This window comes from Arthrobacter sp. sptzw32 (assembly GCF_059089735.1).
On sequence record NZ_JBNHEZ010000005.1, the window covers coordinates 124,611 to 143,588 of the forward strand.

Consider the following 18,978-nt stretch of genomic DNA (forward strand, 5'->3'; position numbering starts at 1 on the left):
GCGGCCGACGCCGGATGGCAGGATAGAGCCATGACTTCTGTCCCCACCGACGTCCAGTCCCCCGCTGCCGCTCCCGCCGTCGTCCTGACGATCGCAGGTTCCGAAGCCACCGGCGGGGCCGGCGCCCAGGCCGACCTGAAGACCTTCCAGGAGCTCTGCGTCTTTGGCATCGCGAACCTGACCTGCATCGTGTCCTTCAACCCCGAGGACAGCTGGAACCACCGCTTCGTGCCGGTTGACCAGCAGGTGATCGCCGACCAACTGGAGGCGACGACGGCGGCGTACGGCCCGTCGTCGGGCGCCCCGTCCGTGCTCGACACGGTGAAGATCGGCATGCTGGGCAGCCCCGCGACCATCAGCACGGTGGCAGGCGCGCTGGAGGCCGGGCAGTTCCGCAACGTGGTCCTGGACCCCGTACTCATCTGCAAGGGCCAGGAGCCCGGGCACGCACTGGACACGGACCAGGCACTGAAGGCGCAGATCCTCCCCCTGGCAACGTTTGTCACGCCCAACCACTTCGAAGCCGAATCCCTGTCCGGGCTGCAGATCACGGACGTGGAGTCCCTGAAAGCCGCGGCCATCCGCATCCATGAACTCAGCGGCGCGGTGGTACTGGCCAAGGGCGGGGTGCGGCTGGCCGGCCCGGACGCCGTCGACGTCTACTACGACGGCAGGACCCTTGAAGTGCTCAGCGAACCGAAAGTGGGCGAGGTGGCGGTGTCCGGCGCCGGCTGCTCGCTGGCGGCAGCGGTGACGGCGGAACTGGCCAAGGGGGCCACGCCGCTGGAAGCAGCCCGGGCGGCCAAGGCCTTTGTGACCGCCGGGATCCGCAACCGGGTTGCCTCCGGAGCTCCCTTCGACGCCCTCTGGCAGGGCGGCACGCGCTAGCTACCCCGGGCCTTCACACGGCTCGCGGGGTCGGCTTACAGAGACCTTCGCCCCAGCACGCTCTCTCACTTGATGCAGGAAAAACCCGCATGCTCTCTCACTTTCGTAAGAAAAGTGATAGAGCATGCGGGTTTTTGCTGCAGGATCTGAGAGAGCGTCCTGATGGGGTGAGGGTTCGACGGCGGGTGGGCACCCGCCGTCGAACTTCCTTTGTTTCTGGCCCCGGACGTCAGACGCCCAGCAGGTCCTTGTCCTTGTCGCCGTCCTTGCGGGCCTGCACCCAGGCGTGGCCCTGCTCGTGGTCCAGGTGGGTTGCCTTCTTGTTCTTCAGCGCGAAGATGTACACCAGCAGCGAGATGGCAATGGCCACAGTGACATAGGTGAAGAACAAGTCCACGCGCTCTGCCTTCTGGAAGGCGGCTCCGATGAGCGGAACCGTCCCGCCGAACAGTGAGTTGGCGATCGCGTAACCCAGGCCGACGCCGAGGGCACGGATGGAGGCGGGGAACAGTTCAGCCTTCACAAGAGCGTTAATGGAGGTGTACCCGCCCACAATCAGCAGGCCGCCCAGCATCAGCAGGAACGCGGTGAACGGATCCTTGGTGTTGGACAGCGTGGAGAGCAGCGGCCAGGTGAACAGCACCCCGGTGATACCGAACCAGAGGAGCAGCGGCTTGCGGCCCACCTTGTCCGACACCATGCCGTAAACCGGCTGCAGGAGCATAAAGATGAACAGCGCCCAGAAGTTGATCACGGAGGTGTCGGTCTTGGCGATGCCCGAGGTATCGTTCATGAACTTCAGGATGAAGTTGGTGTAGGTGTAAAACGCCACCGTGCCGCCGAGCGTGACGCCGACGCAGATCAGCAGCGGCTTCCAGTACTGCGTGAACAGCAGCTTCATGGTGCCGGGCTGGGCAACTCCTGCTGCGGCCGGCGTCTTTGCGGCCTGTACCTGCTCTGCCGAAACGGTTTCCTCCATGGATCGCCGCAGCCAGAGAACCACAAGCGCTGCGACGCCGCCCAGTGCGAAGGGAATCCGCCATCCCCACTCCGTGAGGTCCTCCTTGGGCATGACGTTCTGCAGGATCACCAGGACCAGCAGGGCCAGCATCTGGCCACCAATCAGGGTGACGTACTGGAAGCTGGAGAAGAAGCCGCGGCGCCTGGACGTTGCGGCCTCGGACATGTAGGTGGCGCTGGTGCCGTACTCGCCGCCCACCGAGAAGCCCTGGATCAGGCGGATCAGGATGAGCAGGACCAGCGCCCAGACACCCACCTGCTGGGTGGTGGGCAGGATCGCGATGGCGAAGGAACCGGCGGACATCAGGGTGACGCTCAGCGTCAGTGCCGCCTTGCGTCCCTTGCGGTCGGCGTAACGGCCGAAGAACCAGGCGCCGATCGGCCGCATCAGGAACGACGTGGAGAAGACCGCCATCGCCTCCAGCCCGGCCTGGAGGTCATCCTTGGAGTTGAAAAAGTGGGACTGGAAATAGGCGGCAAAGACCGTATAGACGTACAGGTCATACCACTCGACGAGGTTGCCGGCCGACCCCTTGAGGATGTTGCTCACTGCCCGGCGCGTCTGGGCGGCCTCGCCCGCTGCTGCTGTCTGCTGGGTGCTCATCGCTGTACCTTCCTTGGCTGCGCGGCCCCCGCTGTCCGCTGCGGCCTGGCTTTGTTGCTGTCCATGGCAGCATTGCTCATGGTTCCTCCTCGACGTTGTGCGTCCCCTGTAAGGCCTGAGGACCCCACCAAAGCTATTCGTGAGCTAACGCACAGCCCAAGCGGAAGCGGATTTCCTAACACTTCCTTAGGTTTTTCCCCGCGGATGTTCCACGCGGGGGAAGGCAGGGCAGGACTGGAAACCAGCGGAAGGGGTAACCTCCAAAGGCAGGCAGGGGAATCAGGAAGCAGCTGAAAAGGAACAGGAACTGGCAATGGACGTGCTTATCGTCGAGGACGACGACGCCATGGCGTCCGCCCTTGATGCTGCGGTGGTCTCGGCCGGGCATACCTCCAGCAGGGTTTCCCGGGGTGCAGACGCCCTCCTCGAGCACAGGCGGTTCGAGGTTATCCTGCTGGACCTGGGGCTTCCGGACATGGACGGCCTGGACGTACTCCGAAAGCTCCGCCAGGTCACCCCTGTGCCCATCCTGATTCTTACCGCCCGCGACGACGAACGCAGCGTGGTGCTGGGACTGCGCTCGGGTGCTGACGACTACCTCGTCAAGCCGGTAAAGCTGGTGGAACTCCTCGCACGCATTGAGGCCGTCACCAGGCGAACGGGCCGCGCCAGGGACAACAGGCAGCAGCGGATCGTACTGGGAGAACTCGAAGTGGACCTCGAGCGCCGGGTGGCCCTTCTCGGCCAGCAGCCCCTTCCCCTGACCGCCACGGAATTCGACCTGCTTGCGCTCCTGGCTCGCCATGCGGGCTCAGTGGTCACCCGGGAGCAGATCCTGGACGCTCTGTGGGGCGACGCCTTCCTGGCCTCCTCGCGGTCACTTGACGTGCACCTGACCGGCCTTAGGTCCAAGCTGCAGCTGCCGGGCTTTATCATCAATGTCCGAGGCGTTGGCTACCGCATCGAGGCGGCTCCTGCGTGAGGGTCCGTGTCCTCGGGGTCCTGAGCATCCTGGCCGTCCTCCTGGTGCTGATCGGTTCCAACGCTATCCTCGCCTCTGCCAGCAGGGAGCTCACCCAGGAACTCCAGATCAACAGGGCGGCTGCCCTCAACCGGCTTGCGCAGGTTGCGTTCGACGCCGGAACTGACGGCGGTGATTCCGTCCAGCTTCAGGCCGAGATGAACAGGTATTCAGAGCTCTACGGTGAAGGCGTCCTGATCCGCCTCCAGCAGGGCACCCTGCGCTCCGGCGGGCTGAGTGAGAACAGGCCCGACGTACAGGACGCGATTGCCCGGGCGAATTTGAACCTCAGCGACACTACCCTGGCGCCGATCGAACCGTTCGGGACCGGATCCGAGGTCATTTCCCGCTCCTTCGGCAGCGCCAGCCAAGTGCTCGGCGCAGCCGTTTTGGAGGTCAACCGGGACGCTGCCCGGCAGAAACTGCGGGAACGGTGGCTCGCCGTCGGACTGGCAGCATCCGCGCTCACGGGCATGCTCCTATTCGGAGCTGCCAGGGTGACCCGGTGGGTGCTGCGCCCGGTCCACCGTCTTAACGCCGCCGTCGCCGAACTTGAAACCACCGGGCGCAGCCGCCAACTGCCCGCGGAAGGGCCGCCGGAATTGAGGGAACTGAGCCGCTCGTTCACCGCGATGGCACAGAGCGTCAGCGACAGCATTGAATCCCAGCGCCAGCTCATTGCTGACACCTCACACGAACTGCGCAACCCGGTGGGCGCCCTGCGGCTGCGGATCGACCTGCTGCAGCTGGAATTGAAGACCGCCCGCGCCCAGGCTGCGGCGGCCGCCGTTGTGACCGAACTGGAGCGCGTTGAACATCTCCTCGACGGAGTGCTCCGGCTGGCCGCGGCGGAGCACCGGGCTTTTGTGGACGCAGCCGCCATCCCGCTCAGCAGGCTTCCGCAGGGCGGCCACGGACCTATTGACCCCTTCGCCTTCGTCCAGGAAGAAGTTGAACGGGCAGGGCCCTCCGCCCAGCACGCCGGGTCCTCCATCCTCCTGGACGGTCCACCCACGCAGACCCCACTCATCTCATGCAACGCGGACCACCTTGCTCAGATAGTGGGAGAACTGCTGAACAACGCCATCAAGTACGCGGGCCGGGCCCGCATTTCCGTTGCGGTACGGGTCTGCGGTGCCACCGTGATCATTGAGGTGTCCGACGACGGGCCAGGGCTTTCGCCCGAAGAGCGCACTACTGCCACCCACAGGTTTTGGCGCTCACCCCGGCACCGGGACATCAGCGGCAACGGCCTGGGCATGACGATCGTGGAGAAGCTTGTGGCCGCCAACGGGGGGCGCCTGCTGCTTCGCGAGGCACAGCCCCACGGCTTGGCCGCTGCCCTGGAGTTCCCGGCCGCTCCTGCAGGCGGCGCCCCGGCAGCCGTAAGGTCGCCCAATGATTGATCCCTGTTCGCGCCGATTGTCGAGGCGCACCGCCCTCAAAGCTGGTGTTGCCGCCGGTTTCGCAAGCGTGCTGCTGCCCGCGCTGGGCGCCTGCACTGCGGAAGACCGGACGGAATTTGTCACCGTCGCAGGGGGTGAACCGGGCGGTTTCTACCTTGAGTTCGCTACCCTCCTTGCTGCCTCCCTGGAGCGCAATGGCGTGGCGCGGCAGGCTGCAGCACTGACCACCGGCGGCAGCCTGGACAATCTCGAACAGCTCCTGGCCGGGAAGGCGACATTCGCCGTCGCCCTCGCTGATGCCGCAGCCCAGGCGGAAGGGCGCAGAACCGTGCCCGGTCCCGGAATCACAGCGCTTGGACGGGTTTACGAGAACTACGTCCACTGCGCGGTCCGCAAGGCCAGCGGAATCCGCACGATCTTCGAGCTCGCCGGCAGGACAGTTGCCGTGGGCGAACCCGGTTCCGGAACATCCCTGACCACTCCACGCCTGATTGACGCTGCGGGGCTGAGCTCGGCATATTCCGGTGCAGGTCCTGCCAGCACCGCCGGACAGGCTGTCACGGTTTTGAACCTCGGTCTTAACGACGGGCTGACTTCACTCCGGGAGGGAAGAGTGGACGCTTTGTTCTGGTCTGGCGGCGTTCCCACCGCGGCCATCGCTGCTGCCCATCATGACGTCGGGTTCAACTTCCTGGACCTCTCTGCGCTGCTCCCGGCGCTCCGGGCCACGCACGGCGCTTTTTATGACCGGGTGCTGATCCCCGACGGAGCCTACGAAGGACTTCCTGCCGTCTGGACCGTAGGCGTGACGAACCTGCTGCTGTGCCGGAGCGACCTGGGTGAGGAGCCGGTGAAACGTACCGTCAAGCTTTTGGTCAACCAGGCCGCGGAATTGATCCCCCGCTCCAGCCTTGGCATCCAGTTCCTCAGCCCGGAAACCCTCATCAACACGGCCGGCATTCCGCTGCACCCGGCGGCGGCGGAGGCATACCGCGTGCTGCACGGGTGAGGGACGCTCTCTCACTTGATGCAGTGATTAGGCAGATCCTCTCTCACTTTTGTATGAAAAGTGAGAGAGGATCCAGGCTTTTGCTGCAGGACCTGAGAGAGCGCCGGGTCAGCTGCCGGAGTGGGCCTGCAGGAAGCTGTATACCTCGGTCTCGTCCACGCCGGGGAACGCTCCCGGCGGCATTGCGGCCAGGAGGTGCGAGTGGGCGCGGGCGGACGGCCAGGCGTTACCGGCCCATTCCGCTGTGAGGGACTCGGGTGGCCGCTTGCAGCAGGCGGGATCCGGGCAATTGGAAGTAGCCCGCGCCGTCGTCTCCCGCCCGCGGAACCACTTCACGTGCTGGTACGGCACCCCGATGCTCAGTGAAAACTCCCCTGTGGCCGAGCGTTCGGTGCGGGCGGTGCACCAGTATGTGCCGGCAGGCGTATCGGTGTATTGGCTGTAGGCGCTGAACTTGTCCGGCACATTAAACACGGCCCGCGAGGTCCACGCCTTGCACGACGGCTGCCCCTCGATGGCACCGGTGTGGTCCTGGGGGAAGTCCACTCCGTCATTCTCGTACGCCTTGTAGATGATGCCGCTCTGGTGCGTTTTTTGGAAATGAGTGGTGATGCCCAGGTGCTTTGTCGCGAGATTGGTGAAGCGGTGGGCCGCGGTCTCGTAGGAAACAGCAAACGCATCCCGGATATCTTCCACCGCGATCTCCTTGGCCGCCTTGGCCTTTTGTAAAAATTCCACGGTTGCCTGCTCTGGCAGGAGCAGCGCAGCAGCGAAATAGTTGGTGGCCACCCGCTGTGCCAGGAAATCACCGTAGCTTCGGGGCGTTTCGTGGCCCAACACGTAGTGCCCCAGGGCCTGCAGCAGCACGGACCGGGGATCGTGGTCCTGCCGCTGGCTTTGCGTGAGGTAAATTCTTCGGTTCTTCAAATCCGTTACCGAACGGGTGGAATGCGGCAAGTCGCCCACATGGTGAAGGGCGAAACCGAGGTGCGCGGCGATGTCCGCTATGACGTGTTGGCTCAGTGGTCCCGCGGTGTACCCCACCTCCTTCAAAACTTTCTGCGCCTCCAGCTCGTACTCCGGGAAATAGTTTCCCCGCTCGCGCATCATGGCCCGCAGTTCACCGTTTGCACGGCGGGCTTCTTCCGGCGTTGCCACCTGCTCATTCATCTTTCGCTCTAGCTCATGAAGCAGCCCTATCTGGGCCTCGAGGACGTCCAGGGGAAGACGCGAACTGATGCGGATTTTGGGCAGGTTCAGGGACTCATACAGGGGTCCGCGCTGGTACCGTTCCAGCTCGATTTCCAAGGCCGCGCGGCGGCTGGGCGGTTCGGCTCCAAGCAGCTGGTCAATGCCGACGTTGAGGGCTGCGGCCAGGTGCTGCAGCAGCCCGAGTTTCGGTTCCCGCTTGCCGTTCTCGATCAAACTCAGCTGGCTGGGGGCAGTCCCGACTGCGGCACTCAGGTCATCGAGCGTGAGACCTGCCTGCTTGCGCAGGTGGCGTACCCGGCGGCCCAGCGATATCACGTCCAGTCCCGGGGCGGCGGTGGGCGGCTGGGAAACGTCCCTGTTCCAGCTTGAAGGCGACATTTCTGCAGGATACGCGAAGAACGGCATTTCTTTCCACCCTTTTTCTCTGGAAAGGGAGTTGGAAGTGCTGAAAAGTGGTTATTACGGAAAGAACGCCGCACCGGAAAGCCGGTGGCAAACTCAACGACGCCATTCCCACCTACCAATTCCGGAGCTCAATTAAGGAGATCAACGATGACTGCAGCATTTGAGCCCACCTCGCAGACGCCCGAACAGCTGGCCACCGCCCTGGAGCTCGAGTGGGCCGCCAACCCCCGCTGGGAAGGTGTGACCCGAGACTACTCAGCCTCCGACGTCGTCCGCCTCCGCGGTCGGGTCTCCGAAGAGCACACTCTGGCCCGCCGCGGCGCCGAGAAGCTCTGGAAGCAGCTCACCGAGGAGCACAAGACCGGCGGATACACCAACGCATTGGGCGCCCTGACCGGCAACCAGGCAGTCCAGCAGGTCAAGGCCGGCCTGCGCGCCATCTACCTCTCCGGCTGGCAGGTTGCCGCGGACGCCAACAACTCAGGACACACCTACCCGGACCAGTCCCTTTACCCCGCCAACTCCGTTCCCACGGTGGTCCGCCGGATCAACAACGCCCTGCTCCGCGCAGACCAGATCGAATTCGCCGAAGGTGTCCAGAGCGTGGAGGACTGGCTGGTCCCGATCGTCGCCGACGCTGAGGCGGGCTTCGGCGGTCCGCTGAACGCCTACGAGCTGATGAAGTCGATGATCCAGGCCGGCGCCTCCGGCGTTCACTGGGAAGACCAGCTCGCCTCCGAAAAGAAGTGCGGCCACCTCGGCGGGAAGGTCCTGATCCCCACCCAGCAGCACGTCCGGACCCTGAACGCCGCCCGCCTGGCCGCTGACGTCGCCGGAACCCCTACCGTCGTCATCGCACGCACCGACGCCGAAGCAGCCACCCTCATCACCTCCGACGTGGACGAACGCGATCGCGAGTTCATCACCGGCGAACGTACGGCTGAGGGCTTCTACAAGGTACGCAACGGCATCGAACCCTGCATCGAGCGCGCCAAAGCCTACGCACCCTACTCGGACCTGATCTGGATGGAAACCGGCACCCCGGACCTCGAGCTCGCCCGTAAGTTCGCCGAAGCCGTCAAGGCCGAGTTCCCGGACCAGATGCTCTCCTACAACTGCTCACCGTCGTTCAACTGGCGCAAGCACCTGGACGACGCCACCATCGCCAAGTTCCAGCGCGAACTCGGCGCCGTGGGCTTTACCTTCCAGTTCATTACCCTGGCCGGGTTCCACGCCCTGAACTACTCGATGTTCGACCTCGCCCACGGCTACGCCCGGAAAGGCATGAGCGCCTACGTCGAACTCCAGGAAAAGGAATTCTCCTCCGAATCCCGCGGCTACACCGCAACCAAGCACCAGCGCGAAGTCGGCACCGGCTACTTCGACACCATCTCCACCGCGCTCAACCCGAACGCATCCACCCTCGCCCTGGTCGGATCGACCGAAGAGGGCCAGTTCCACTAAAACTCAGCGTTCGACGGCGGGCCTTGCCTCCGGCGTTCGGACCGGCATCGCTCTGCCTGCTATTCCCCCGTCCCGGTTTCGACCTCGCTGAGCGAGGACGGACCGGGACGCGGGGCCCCTTTTACGCAGGCGGCCGCGACACCGGCTCCTCGGCCTCGTGCCTTAGTCGCCACCCTGCCGTCAACCGCCGTCGAACTTCCCTTTTCGTCTTTTAAGGAGACTGAAATGAACAGCTTTACTGACAGCTTCACCATCAATGGCATCACTTTGACCGCGCAGCCGATTTGCCGGCAGAACGAGGTGCTAACCCCCGACGCACTGGCATTCATTGCCAAGCTGCACCGGGCCACTGCTGGGCGGCGGCAGGAGCTGCTGCAGGCGCGGCGGACACGGCGGGCCGCGATCGCCGACGGCGCTGATCCGCGGTTCCTCCGGGAGACCGAGCACATCCGCAACGATCCGTCCTGGCGCGTCGCTCCCCCGGCTCCCGGCCTGGAGGACCGCCGCGTCGAAATCACCGGCCCGGTGGACCAGAAGATGACCATCAATGCCCTGAACTCCGGCGCCAAGATATGGCTGGCGGACATGGAGGACTCGTCCACCCCCACCTGGCGCAACGTGATCAAGGGCCAGCTGAACCTCACCGACGCCCTGGAACGCCGGATCGACTTCACCAGCCCGGAGGGCAAGGAATACAAACTCCGCCCCGCCGCAGATCTTCCCACCATCGTGGTGCGCCCCCGCGGCTGGCACCTGCCGGAAAAGCACATGCTGATCGACGGCGCCCCGATCGCGGGCGGAATCGTGGACTTCGGCCTGTACTTCTTCCACAACGCCCGCCGCCTGCTGGCCCAGGGCAAAGGCCCCTACTTCTACCTGCCCAAAATCGAAAACCACCTTGAAGCAAGGCTCTGGAACGACATCTTTATCCTCGCCCAGGACCTGCTCGGCATCTCACAGGGCACCATCCGCGCCACCGTGCTGATCGAAACCATCACCGCAGCCTTCGAAATGGAAGAAATCCTTTACGAACTTCGCGACCACGCCGCGGGCCTGAACGCGGGCCGCTGGGACTACATCTTCTCCATCATCAAGAACTTCCGCACCCGCGGCCCCCGCTTCGTCCTCCCCGACAGGGCACAGGTGACCATGACCGCACCCTTCATGCGTGCCTACACCGAACAACTCGTCCGGGCCTGCCACAAGCGCGGCGCCATGGCCATCGGCGGCATGGCCGCTGCCGTGCCCAACCGTAAGGACGAAGCAGCCAACACCAACGCTTTCGAAAAGGTCCGCGCCGACAAAACCCGCGAAGCCAACGACGGCTTCGACGGCTCCTGGGTAGCACACCCCGACCTCGTCCCGGTCTGCCGCGAAGTGTTCGACACCATCCTCGGCGACAAGCCCAACCAGCTGGACCGGCTCCGCGAGGACGTCACCCCCGACGACCGCGCCCTGATCAACATTTCCTCCCTGCATGGCACCATCACCGAGCAGGGCATCCGGAACAACATCGAAGTGGGCATCCGCTACATCGAGTCCTGGTTGCGCGGCAACGGCGCGGTAGCAATCCACAACCTCATGGAAGACGCCGCCACCGCTGAGATCTCCCGCTCCCAGCTCTGGCAGTGGATCTACGCCCGGGCCATCACGGACAAGGGCGAGATCATCACCCACCACTGGATCGAGGAACTTCTGGACGAGGAATTCGCCCGGCTGGAACGCTTTGACGGCGACCGCTTCGAAGACGCCCGCGACATCTTCGAAGAAGTCACCCTCGCCCGCGACTTCCCGTCCTTCCTCACGCTCCCCGCCTACGCCCGCTACCTCACGGAAGCCCGCGAACGGGCATCGGTCGAAGAACTGGCCTTAGCGTAACCAGACTTCCGTTCGCCGGGCCGGCACGCCCTTCCGCAACAGGCACCTCCGAAATCCGGAGGGCCGGCCCGGCGGCGGAACACCTTGGAACACCCCCTGGGCAGGTCCGCGATCCAGCGACGCTCTCTCACTTACTGCACGCAATCCAGCGATGCTCTCTCACTTTCCAAAAGAAAGTGAGAGAGCGTCGGCACATAAGCTGCTTCAAGTGAGAGAGCGTCCTTGTATTTCTTGCGTTAAGTGAGAGAGCGTCCCGGGCCGGGGGTGGGGTGAAAGCACGACGGCGGCGTTAAGGCATCCCCGCTTACCGCCCCTTGGGTACGCGCCGGACGGAGAGGGTGGCGGCGAGGAAAAACGTCAGCACCGACGCCAGGATAAGCAACAGGGCAGGAGTCCAGGAGCCTGAGATGTCGTGCACATAACCCACCAGTGGAGGTGCCACGGCGCCGAAGCAATACCCCAGCCCTTGGACGGTGGCAGACATCCGGCCGGCGGCACCCTGGTCCCGGGCCAGCTTGATGATGGCGATGAAGATCAGGGTGATCCCGCCGCCCTGGGCAACACCACCAAAAATGGACCACAGCCACCACAGTTCAGGGGCCAGCAGGAGCCCGGCGGGCACTGTTGTCCATAGCAGGCCCACGGTGACGGCCGTCGTCGTCGTACTGAAGTATTTGGCGGCGAACGGCACGCCGAGGCCGCCTGCAATGGCGAACACCTGGAAAAGTGAGGATCCCGCTCCGGCCCCGGCAGCGGACATGCCGAGTTCGTCATTGAGGTAGCTGGGCAGCCAGGCGGTGACCGCGTAGTAGGAGAAGGCCTGTCCGGCGAACGCCGCCGTCAGCCCGGCAGTGGTCCATCCCGAGCCCGCAACCGCTGCAGCCCGCGGCCCGTCCGGGGCAACAGCAGCGGAGGGCACAAAAGCCGCGCGAAGCCCCACGGCAAGGGCCCAGCAAACGATGGCAGCAATGGCGAAGACACCAACCGACGCGAGCGCCAATTGCCAGCCCGCCAGTTCTTCCAGCGGTGCTGTGACCATCGAGGTCAGGAAGGAACCGGCGTTGAGCGCGGCCGTGTAGACGCCCATGGCAGTTCCCTGCCGCAGCGGCGGAAAGTCACGGCGAATGATGAGGGGCGCGGCGATATTGCCAATGGTGATGGCCAGGCCAATCACTACCGTCCCCGCCAGCACCAGCACCGGGCCACCCGAGGAACGGATAATCACACCCGCCAGCACACCCAGGATGGTGAGGGTCACAGCAAACTCTGCGCCGTACCCCCGGGCCACGAGTGAGGCCAGCGGCGCCGCGAGCGCAAAGCACAGCACCGGAATACTGGTGAGCAGGCCGAGGACCACCGGGGTAAAGCCCAGGTCGGCCTGCATCACGTCCACCACCGGGGCGACGGCCACAAAGGGGCCGCGAAGGTTCAGCGCCAGCAGCCCGATGCAGGCCAGCAGGATCCAGGTACGGGGAACCCGGGCAAAAATGCGGCCGCTCACCTGCGGGGCTTGGGACTTGAGACTTTTTTCATCACCCTCATTGCTATCACGGCGGCACGGCAGGTCCCGGTGGCGGCGGGCCCGTCCTGCCTTACGATGAACATCTCTGCCGCACTTCCGGGACGAAGGACACACCATGCAGCACCGGCTTGCCATCCTTGATGACTACCAGGACGTCGCGCACGGCTTTGCGGATTGGTCCTCCCTGGAAACCGCGGGCGTCACAGTGACCACATACCGGGAGCCGTTCCCGTCACAGGACGCGCTGGTGTCCGCCCTGGCAGGGGTAACCATCATCATTGCCATGCGGGAGCGGACCGCCTTCCCCCGGGAAGTGCTTGAAAAACTCCCCGCGCTCCAGCTCCTGGTCACTACCGGGATGGCAAACGCGTCCATCGATGTGGAGGCAGCAGGTGAGCTGGGAAAGACGGTGTGCGGCACTCCCGGTTCTCCCACCGCCGCTCCGGAACTTACCTGGGCGCTGCTCCTTGCTCTGGCACGCAACATTTCCGCCGAGGATGCTTCTGTCCGTGCAGGAGCCTGGCAGAACACCGTGGGCTTCGAGCTCGCCGGCAAGACACTGGGCGTGGTGGGCCTCGGCAAGATCGGCCGCAGGGTTGCCGGCTACGGGCAGGCCTTCGGCATGGATGTCCTGGCGTGGAGCCAGAACCTGACGGACGAGGCCGCTGCCGAGGCAGGGGTGCGGAAGGTGTCCAAAGAGGAACTTTTCCGCAATTCCGACGTCGCCACGCTCCACCTGCGCCTGTCTCGCCGTTCGGAGGGGACAGTGGGCGAACCGGAGCTGCGGCTGCTGGGACCGGACGGCGTGCTGGTGAACACTGCACGTGGACCTCTGGTTGACCAGGACGCCCTGGTGCGGGCCTTGTCCGACGGATGGATTGCCGGCGCCGCACTGGATGTCTTCGACCACGAACCCCTGCGCGCGGGCCACCCGCTCCTCAGCGCACCCAACACGGTGTTGTCCCCGCACCTCGGCTACGTCACGCGGGAAAGCTACCGGCAGTTCTACGGCGGGGCGCTGGAAGACGTCAAGGCCTGGTTGGCAGGCTCACCCGTGCGCGTCATTTCCGCCTGAAGCTCTCCTGGATAAAACGCGGGCTGAGCTTTGGTCCGGCTACGCGGTTGCCTGCAGCGCTGCCTCGATGGCAGCCGGCGACAACACATGCTGGGTCACCATCCGGCTGGCGCCCAGGATGGCCGCCCGGTCCCCGGCCCGGGACAGTGCGATCCGGAGGTGGGCTGTGGCAAGGGGCAGCGAGCGCCGGTACACGACTTCACGCACGCCTGCCATCAGGTGCTCCCCCGCCTGGCCCAGGCTGCCGCCGAGCACAACAACAGATGGATTAAGCAGGTTGATCGCGGTGGCCAGGACGTCGCCTACGTCCCGGCCCGCCTGGCGCAGCACCTGGATGGCCTGCAGGTTTCCCTGCGCCACAAGCCGCAGCACATCTCTGCCCCTGGCTGCAGGCACCCCCTGACTGACCAGCGCGGCCGTCAGTGCCGGACCGGATGCCAAGGCTTCCAGGCAGCCGTAGTTGCCGCAGCGGCACAGGACGTCGTCGCCGCGCGGAACCCGCACGTGGCCCAGGTCGCCGGCGGTACCGTTGGCACCGCGCTGCAGGGTTCCGCTGCTGATAATCCCGGAGCCGATTCCGGTGGCCACCTTGATGAACAGGAAGTTCTCCTCCCCCGGCCAGTGGGCGGCCTGCTCCCCCAGTGCCATGATGTTCACATCGTTGTCCACCAGCACGGGAACCGGCAGCAAGCGCTGAACGTAAGAGACGACGTCGAACCCGTCCCAGCCCGGCATAATGGGTGGCTTAACCGGCCGTCCGGTGGCGTGCTCCACCGGCCCCGGAAGACCGACCCCGACGCCCGCCAGGTCCGCCGGCCCGCGTCCGGCCACGGCGAGGAGCGACTCCCCCTCCTGAATTACCCTGCCCAGCACAGCCTCCGGCCCGTCCCCAACGTCCTGCGCCAGCCGCTGTTCGGCGAGGACCTGGCCCTTGAGGTCAGTGACGGCGACCATCGCGTGCGTGGCTCCGACATCCACGGCCAGCACCACGCGCACCGCCGGATTGAACGCAAAGCGCGACGGCGGCCTGCCGCCGCTCGAGTTGGCCTCACCAGCGGGGCCTACCAGGCCTGCGGCGAGGAGGGCATCGATGCGCGACGCCACGGTGGACCTGGCCAGGCCAGTGGTGAGCGCCAGCTCAGCCCGGGTGCGTGCCTGGCCGTCCCGCAGGAGTTGGAACAGCACTCCTGCCCCGCCCTGGATTACCGCAGGCTCAGGAGTCGTGGCGCTGCTGCCTGCTGTCTTGGTCATAGAACATGGATAGCACGGCCGCTTCTGCATGTCACCCGGTCAACTTTTGCTTGACGTAAATCAAAAGCGGTTCTAGCTTTGCACTAGACCAAACAGCTGTGAACCAGGCCACGAAACCTTCGCACGGATCCGCCTTAACCAACACAGGAGACCACATGTCATACTCCCTTCAGCTCTATACGCTGCGGCAGGCGATCGAGGAAGATCTGCCTGGAACCATCAAAAAAGTGGCCGATATTGGCTTCACCCAGGTGGAGCCGTACAACTTCGTGGCCACTGCGAAAGAACTTGGGGCGGCACTTCGGGCGAACGGCCTTACCGCGCCTTCAGGCCACGCCCCCCTGCTGAGCCAGGACCAGGACCAGATCTTTGCAGCCGCCAGGGAACTGGGTATCACTACCGTCATCGAACCGTTCATCCCGGCCGACCGCTGGCAGTCCGCAGACGACGTGCAGGCTACGGCTGCCAAACTGAACGAAGCCGCCCGGAAGGGCGCCGGATACGGAATACGGGTGGGGTATCACAACCATCAATGGGAGCTGGAGTCCACCATCGAGGGCCGTACGGCCCTGGAGTACTTCGCGGACCTGCTGGACCCGGAACTGGTCCTGGAGGTGGACACCTACTGGGTGGCCGTCGGCGGCCAGGACCCGGTGGACATCCTCACCAGGCTCGGCGCTCGGGTGAAGTTCATCCACATCAAAGACGGGCCCCTGACCACCGACACCAAGGCCCAGCAGCCCGCAGGCCAGGGCAAAGTCCCCGTGGTGGATGTCATCGCGGCCGCGAAGTCCCTTGAGGTGGGCGTGGTTGAGTTTGACGATTACGCCGGCGATATTTTCGAGGGCATCAATGAGAGCCTTTCGTTCCTGCTGGCATCAGGCGATGGGATCAAAGCGTGAGCCCCATCGAATCTGTAAGGTCCTCCGGCCGGGGTCCCGTGGGCGTAGGTGTCATCGGCGCCGGCAACATCAGCAAACAGTACCTGGACAACCTCACCACTTTTCCTGACCTTAAGGTCCACGTCATCGCGGACCTGTTCGAGGAAGCGGCGGAAGCCCGCGCCAGGGAGTACGGCATCCCGGAGTGGGGCGGCGTTGAGAAGGCGCTTGGCCATCCCGACGTCGAAATCATCGTCAACCTCACCATTCCTGCCGCCCACGTCGAGGTTGCCACCGCCGCAGTCAACGCGGGCAAGCACGTGTGGACCGAGAAGCCCTTTTCCCTGGACCGGGACTCCGGCCTGGGCCTGCTCAAGACCGCTGACGCCGCCGGAATCCGCCTTGGCTGCGCCCCGGACACGTTCCTCGGCGCCGGGCTGCAGACTGCCCTTCGCCTGATCCAGCGCGGTGACATCGGCACGCCCCTCACCGCCCTGACCACCTTCCAAACCCCCGGCCCTGAATCCTGGCACCCCAGCCCGGAGTTCCTGTTCCAGCGCGGCGCCGGTCCCCTCTTCGACATGGGCCCTTACTACCTCACTACCCTGGTCCAGGCTTTCGGCTCCATCCGCAAGGTAGCCGCCGTGGGGTCCAAGGCCAAAGATGTCCGCGTCATCGGCTCCGGCCCCAAAGCCGGCGAAGAGTTCACCGTGGAAGTGCCCACCCACGTGTCCGCAATGGCCCAGTTCGAAAGCGGGGCGTCCTCGCACAGCGTGTTCTCCTTCGAGTCCCCGCGCCAGCGGATGGGCTTCGTGGAGATCACCGGCACCGAGGCCACCCTGTCCCTGCCTGATCCCAACTACTTCGACGGCGACATTAGGCTGTGGCGCGCAGGTGACGAGGAATGGACCACCATCCCGGCCACCGGACCGGCGAACGGCCGCGGCATGGGAGTTCTGGACATGGCCCGGTCCATCCGCGCCGGCGTCCCGCACCGCGCCACGGGAAACCTGGCGTACCACGTCCTGGACAGCATGGTCTCCATCTCGGAATCCATCGAATCCGGCACCTTCGTCAACGTCGAAAGCTCCGCGGCCGCGTCGGCTCCCCTCCCCGAGGACTGGGCCCCGGAAACACTGACTCTCGGCGGCACCGCGTGAACCCGGAACCGGGCGCCAAGGGTCCGCTGGGTGTGGCGATGATCGGCTACGCCTTCATGGGCAAGGCGCACTCCCACGCCTGGCGCAACGTGGCCAGCTTCTTTGACGTCCCCGCCTTCGAGCAGAAAATCCTGGTGGGCAGGGACACCGCCGCGGTCTCCGAAGCGGCCGCCAAGTACGGCTGGGGCGAAACGGCGACGGACTGGCGCAGCGTGCTGGACCGGGACGACATCCACATCATTGATATTTGCGCTCCGGGCTGGCTGCACGCCGAAATTGCCATTGCCGCCCTCGACGCCGGCAAGCACGTGCTGCTGGAAAAGCCGCTGGCCAATGCCCTGGCCGAGGCTGAAGCCATTACCGCAGCTGCGCAGGCTGCCCGGGCCAGGGGTGTGCAGTCGATGGTGGGCTTCAACTACCGCCGTGTTCCCGCCCTGGCCCTCGCCAAGGAGCTCATCAGTGACGGCAGGATTGGGGCGGTCCGGCAGGTGCGTGCCGCCTACCTCCAGGACTGGCTCGCTGACGAGTCCGCCCCGATGACCTGGCGGCTGACAAAGGACACCGCCGGCTCGGGGGCCCTGGGCGACATTGCCTCCCACGCCATTGACCAGGTCCTCTTCCTCCTCGGAGAGCCGGTCACCGGGGTCGCCGGCCGCCTGCAGACCTTCGTGGACCGGAGGCAAGGAGCCGGGGGGCTTGAAGAGGTAACGGTCGACGACGCCGCCTGGGCAACGCTGTCCCTCGCCTCCGGGGCGGTCGCCTCCGTGGAGGCCTCCCGGGTGGCCACCGGCCGGAAGAACTCGCTGCAACTCGAGGTCTATGGCGACAAAGGCGCCCTCATGTTCGACCTGGAGAACCTCAACGAACTGCAGTTCCTTGACGCCACGGCCCCCGCCCGGGAGCAGGGCTTCCGCCGGATCGTCGTGACGGAACCGGACCACCCCTACCTTGACGCCTGGTGGCCGCAGGGCCACATCATCGGCTGGGAACACACCTTCACCCACGAGATCCGCGACTTCCTGCTGGCGATCGACAGCGGAACCGAACCGTCGCCGTCGTTCGAGGACGGGCTGGCAGTCCAGCGCATCCTGGCCGCCGTGGAGGAGTCCGCCGCCTCGAAAAGTTCCACCATCCAACTGGCCCCTGCCACCGGGACTGCAACCGCGATTGAAGGAGCCTGACATGCCCCGCCCCTACACCTTGTTCACCGGCCAATGGGCAGACCTGCCCTTCGAAGAAGTCGCGCGCCTGGCCTCGGGCTGGGGTTACGACGGCCTGGAAATCGCCGTGTCCGGCGACCACCTGGACGCCTGGCGCTGGGACGAACCCGGCTACGTCGAGTCCAAGCTCGCCGTCCTGGAAAAGTACAACCTCAAGGTCTGGGCCATCTCCAACCACCTCAAAGGTCAGGCCGTCTGCGACGACCCCATCGACTTCCGCCACGAAGCGATTGTGGGAGCAAGAGTCTGGGGCGACGGGGACCCCGAAGGCGTCCGCCAACGCGCCGCCGAGGAAATGAAGCACACCGCCCGGCTCGCCAAGGCACTAGGGGTGGACACCGTCGTCGGGTTCACCGGCTCCTCCATCTGGCAGTACGTGGCCATGTTCCCGCCCGTCCCGGAAAAGGTCCTTGAGGCCGGCTACCAGGACTTCGCCGACCGCTGGAACCCCATCCTGGACGTCTTTGACGAGTGCGGCGTCCGCTTCGCCCACGAGGTCCACCCCTCGGAAATCGCCTACGACTACTGGACCACCGTCCGCACCCTCGAAGCCATCGGCCACCGCCCGGCGTTCGGACTGAACTGGGACCCGTCCCACATGATGTGGCAGGGCATTGACCCCGTATCCTTCATTTGGGACTTCAAGGACCGGATTTACCACGTGGACTGCAAGGACACCAAAATCCGACAGACCGGCCGGAACACCGTGTTGGGTTCCCACCTCGCCTGGGGCGACCCCCGCCGCGGCTGGGACTTCGTCTCCGCCGGCCGCGGCGACGTTCCCTGGGAAGCGTCCTTCCGTGCCCTGTCAGCGATTGGCTACGACGGGCCCATCTCGGTGGAGTGGGAAGACGCGGGAATGGACCGCCTCCACGGCGCCCCCGAAGCCCTCGCCGCCCTCAAGAAGTTCGACTTCCCGCCGTCGAGCACCGCCTTCGACGCGGCCTTCAAGCAGTAGGCAC

Annotated in this window: 15 protein-coding genes; 11 read left to right on the plus strand and 4 right to left on the minus strand. The window is 65.3% G+C overall.

Annotated elements, in window-relative coordinates:
• Positions 1-30: 30 nt before the first annotated feature.
• Complete coding sequence (locus AC5RVN_RS11345; protein WP_494137997.1) at positions 31-888, plus strand: hydroxymethylpyrimidine/phosphomethylpyrimidine kinase; 858 nt, start codon at positions 31-33, stop codon at positions 886-888.
• Positions 889-1,117: 229 nt separating this feature from the next.
• Here AC5RVN_RS11345 and AC5RVN_RS11350 read toward each other — a convergent pair whose 3' ends face one another.
• A complete protein-coding gene (locus AC5RVN_RS11350) occupies positions 1,118-2,512 on the minus strand; it encodes an MFS transporter (RefSeq protein WP_494040675.1) in 1,395 nt (464 codons plus the stop codon).
• A 313-nt stretch (positions 2,513-2,825) separates the two neighbouring features.
• Between AC5RVN_RS11350 and AC5RVN_RS11355 the strand changes: the two genes are divergently transcribed.
• Genes AC5RVN_RS11355 through AC5RVN_RS11365 form a run of 3 tightly spaced genes read left to right on the plus strand, consistent with a single transcriptional unit; the run spans position 2,826 to position 5,948 of the window.
• The gene (locus AC5RVN_RS11355) at positions 2,826-3,494 is read left to right on the plus strand and encodes a response regulator transcription factor (RefSeq protein ID WP_494040674.1); all 669 of its coding nucleotides are present in this window, start codon (positions 2,826-2,828) and stop codon (positions 3,492-3,494) included.
• Positions 3,491-4,939: a HAMP domain-containing sensor histidine kinase gene (locus AC5RVN_RS11360; RefSeq protein WP_494137998.1), complete on the plus strand. Its 1,449-nt coding sequence runs from the start codon at positions 3,491-3,493 to the stop codon at positions 4,937-4,939. The genes AC5RVN_RS11355 and AC5RVN_RS11360 overlap by 4 nt, the downstream gene beginning before the upstream one ends.
• Positions 4,932-5,948: a TAXI family TRAP transporter solute-binding subunit gene (locus tag AC5RVN_RS11365; protein ID WP_494137999.1), complete on the plus strand. Its 1,017-nt coding sequence runs from the start codon at positions 4,932-4,934 to the stop codon at positions 5,946-5,948. Before AC5RVN_RS11360 ends, AC5RVN_RS11365 begins: the two co-directional genes overlap by 8 nt.
• Positions 5,949-6,056: 108 nt before the next feature.
• Here the strand turns inward: AC5RVN_RS11365 and AC5RVN_RS11370 are convergent, their stop codons facing one another.
• Complete coding sequence (locus AC5RVN_RS11370) at positions 6,057-7,565, minus strand: helix-turn-helix domain-containing protein (RefSeq protein WP_494138000.1); 1,509 nt, start codon at positions 7,563-7,565, stop codon at positions 6,057-6,059.
• A gap of 147 nt (positions 7,566-7,712) precedes the next feature.
• Here AC5RVN_RS11370 and aceA point away from each other — a divergent pair, with 147 nt between their 5' ends.
• A complete protein-coding gene (aceA, locus tag AC5RVN_RS11375) occupies positions 7,713-9,029 on the plus strand; it encodes an isocitrate lyase (protein WP_494138001.1) in 1,317 nt (438 codons plus the stop codon).
• A gap of 225 nt (positions 9,030-9,254) precedes the next feature.
• A complete protein-coding gene (aceB, locus tag AC5RVN_RS11380) occupies positions 9,255-10,907 on the plus strand; it encodes a malate synthase A (protein WP_494138002.1) in 1,653 nt (550 codons plus the stop codon).
• 304 nt (positions 10,908-11,211) lie between these two features.
• Here the strand turns inward: aceB and AC5RVN_RS11385 are convergent, their stop codons facing one another.
• Positions 11,212-12,408, minus strand: coding sequence for an MFS transporter (locus AC5RVN_RS11385; protein ID WP_494040669.1), 1,197 nt, complete (start codon positions 12,406-12,408; stop codon positions 11,212-11,214).
• 136 nt (positions 12,409-12,544) lie between these two features.
• Here AC5RVN_RS11385 and AC5RVN_RS11390 point away from each other — a divergent pair, with 136 nt between their 5' ends.
• The gene (locus AC5RVN_RS11390; protein ID WP_494138003.1) at positions 12,545-13,504 is read left to right on the plus strand and encodes a D-2-hydroxyacid dehydrogenase family protein; all 960 of its coding nucleotides are present in this window, start codon (positions 12,545-12,547) and stop codon (positions 13,502-13,504) included.
• A 39-nt stretch (positions 13,505-13,543) separates the two neighbouring features.
• Here the strand turns inward: AC5RVN_RS11390 and AC5RVN_RS11395 are convergent, their stop codons facing one another.
• Positions 13,544-14,755 carry an ROK family transcriptional regulator gene (locus tag AC5RVN_RS11395; protein ID WP_494138004.1) on the minus strand — a complete coding sequence of 404 codons (1,212 nt, stop codon included), beginning with the start codon at positions 14,753-14,755 and terminating at the stop codon, positions 13,544-13,546.
• 155 nt (positions 14,756-14,910) lie between these two features.
• Here AC5RVN_RS11395 and AC5RVN_RS11400 point away from each other — a divergent pair, with 155 nt between their 5' ends.
• From AC5RVN_RS11400 to AC5RVN_RS11415, 4 genes are read left to right on the plus strand one after another with little or no spacing between them, the layout of a single operon-like run.
• Positions 14,911-15,657, plus strand: coding sequence for a sugar phosphate isomerase/epimerase family protein (locus tag AC5RVN_RS11400; protein ID WP_494138005.1), 747 nt, complete (start codon positions 14,911-14,913; stop codon positions 15,655-15,657).
• Between the two features lie 5 nt (positions 15,658-15,662).
• On the plus strand, positions 15,663-16,796 hold the full coding sequence (locus AC5RVN_RS11405; RefSeq protein WP_494138116.1) for a Gfo/Idh/MocA family protein: 1,134 nt from the start codon (positions 15,663-15,665) through the stop codon (positions 16,794-16,796).
• A gap of 38 nt (positions 16,797-16,834) precedes the next feature.
• Positions 16,835-17,977 carry a Gfo/Idh/MocA family protein gene (locus AC5RVN_RS11410; RefSeq protein ID WP_494138117.1) on the plus strand — a complete coding sequence of 381 codons (1,143 nt, stop codon included), beginning with the start codon at positions 16,835-16,837 and terminating at the stop codon, positions 17,975-17,977.
• Position 17,978: 1 nt separating this feature from the next.
• Positions 17,979-18,974 carry a sugar phosphate isomerase/epimerase family protein gene (locus tag AC5RVN_RS11415; protein WP_494105959.1) on the plus strand — a complete coding sequence of 332 codons (996 nt, stop codon included), beginning with the start codon at positions 17,979-17,981 and terminating at the stop codon, positions 18,972-18,974.
• Positions 18,975-18,978: the final 4 nt, after the last annotated feature.

Coding starts and splice junctions, on each gene's coding strand:
- AC5RVN_RS11355 (WP_494040674.1), top strand. CDS start 2,826: ATGGACGTGCTTATCGTCGAGGACGACGACGCCATGGCGTCCGCCCTT.
- AC5RVN_RS11390 (WP_494138003.1), top strand. CDS start 12,545: ATGCAGCACCGGCTTGCCATCCTTGATGACTACCAGGACGTCGCGCAC.
- AC5RVN_RS11410 (WP_494138117.1), top strand. CDS start 16,835: ATGATCGGCTACGCCTTCATGGGCAAGGCGCACTCCCACGCCTGGCGC.
- AC5RVN_RS11395 (WP_494138004.1), bottom strand. CDS start 14,755: ATGACCAAGACAGCAGGCAGCAGCGCCACGACTCCTGAGCCTGCGGTA.
- AC5RVN_RS11350 (WP_494040675.1), bottom strand. CDS start 2,512: ATGAGCACCCAGCAGACAGCAGCAGCGGGCGAGGCCGCCCAGACGCGC.
- AC5RVN_RS11400 (WP_494138005.1), top strand. CDS start 14,911: ATGTCATACTCCCTTCAGCTCTATACGCTGCGGCAGGCGATCGAGGAA.
- aceB (WP_494138002.1), top strand. CDS start 9,255: ATGAACAGCTTTACTGACAGCTTCACCATCAATGGCATCACTTTGACC.
- AC5RVN_RS11370 (WP_494138000.1), bottom strand. CDS start 7,565: ATGCCGTTCTTCGCGTATCCTGCAGAAATGTCGCCTTCAAGCTGGAAC.
- AC5RVN_RS11345 (WP_494137997.1), top strand. CDS start 31: ATGACTTCTGTCCCCACCGACGTCCAGTCCCCCGCTGCCGCTCCCGCC.
- AC5RVN_RS11415 (WP_494105959.1), top strand. CDS start 17,979: ATGCCCCGCCCCTACACCTTGTTCACCGGCCAATGGGCAGACCTGCCC.
- aceA (WP_494138001.1), top strand. CDS start 7,713: ATGACTGCAGCATTTGAGCCCACCTCGCAGACGCCCGAACAGCTGGCC.
- AC5RVN_RS11365 (WP_494137999.1), top strand. CDS start 4,932: ATGATTGATCCCTGTTCGCGCCGATTGTCGAGGCGCACCGCCCTCAAA.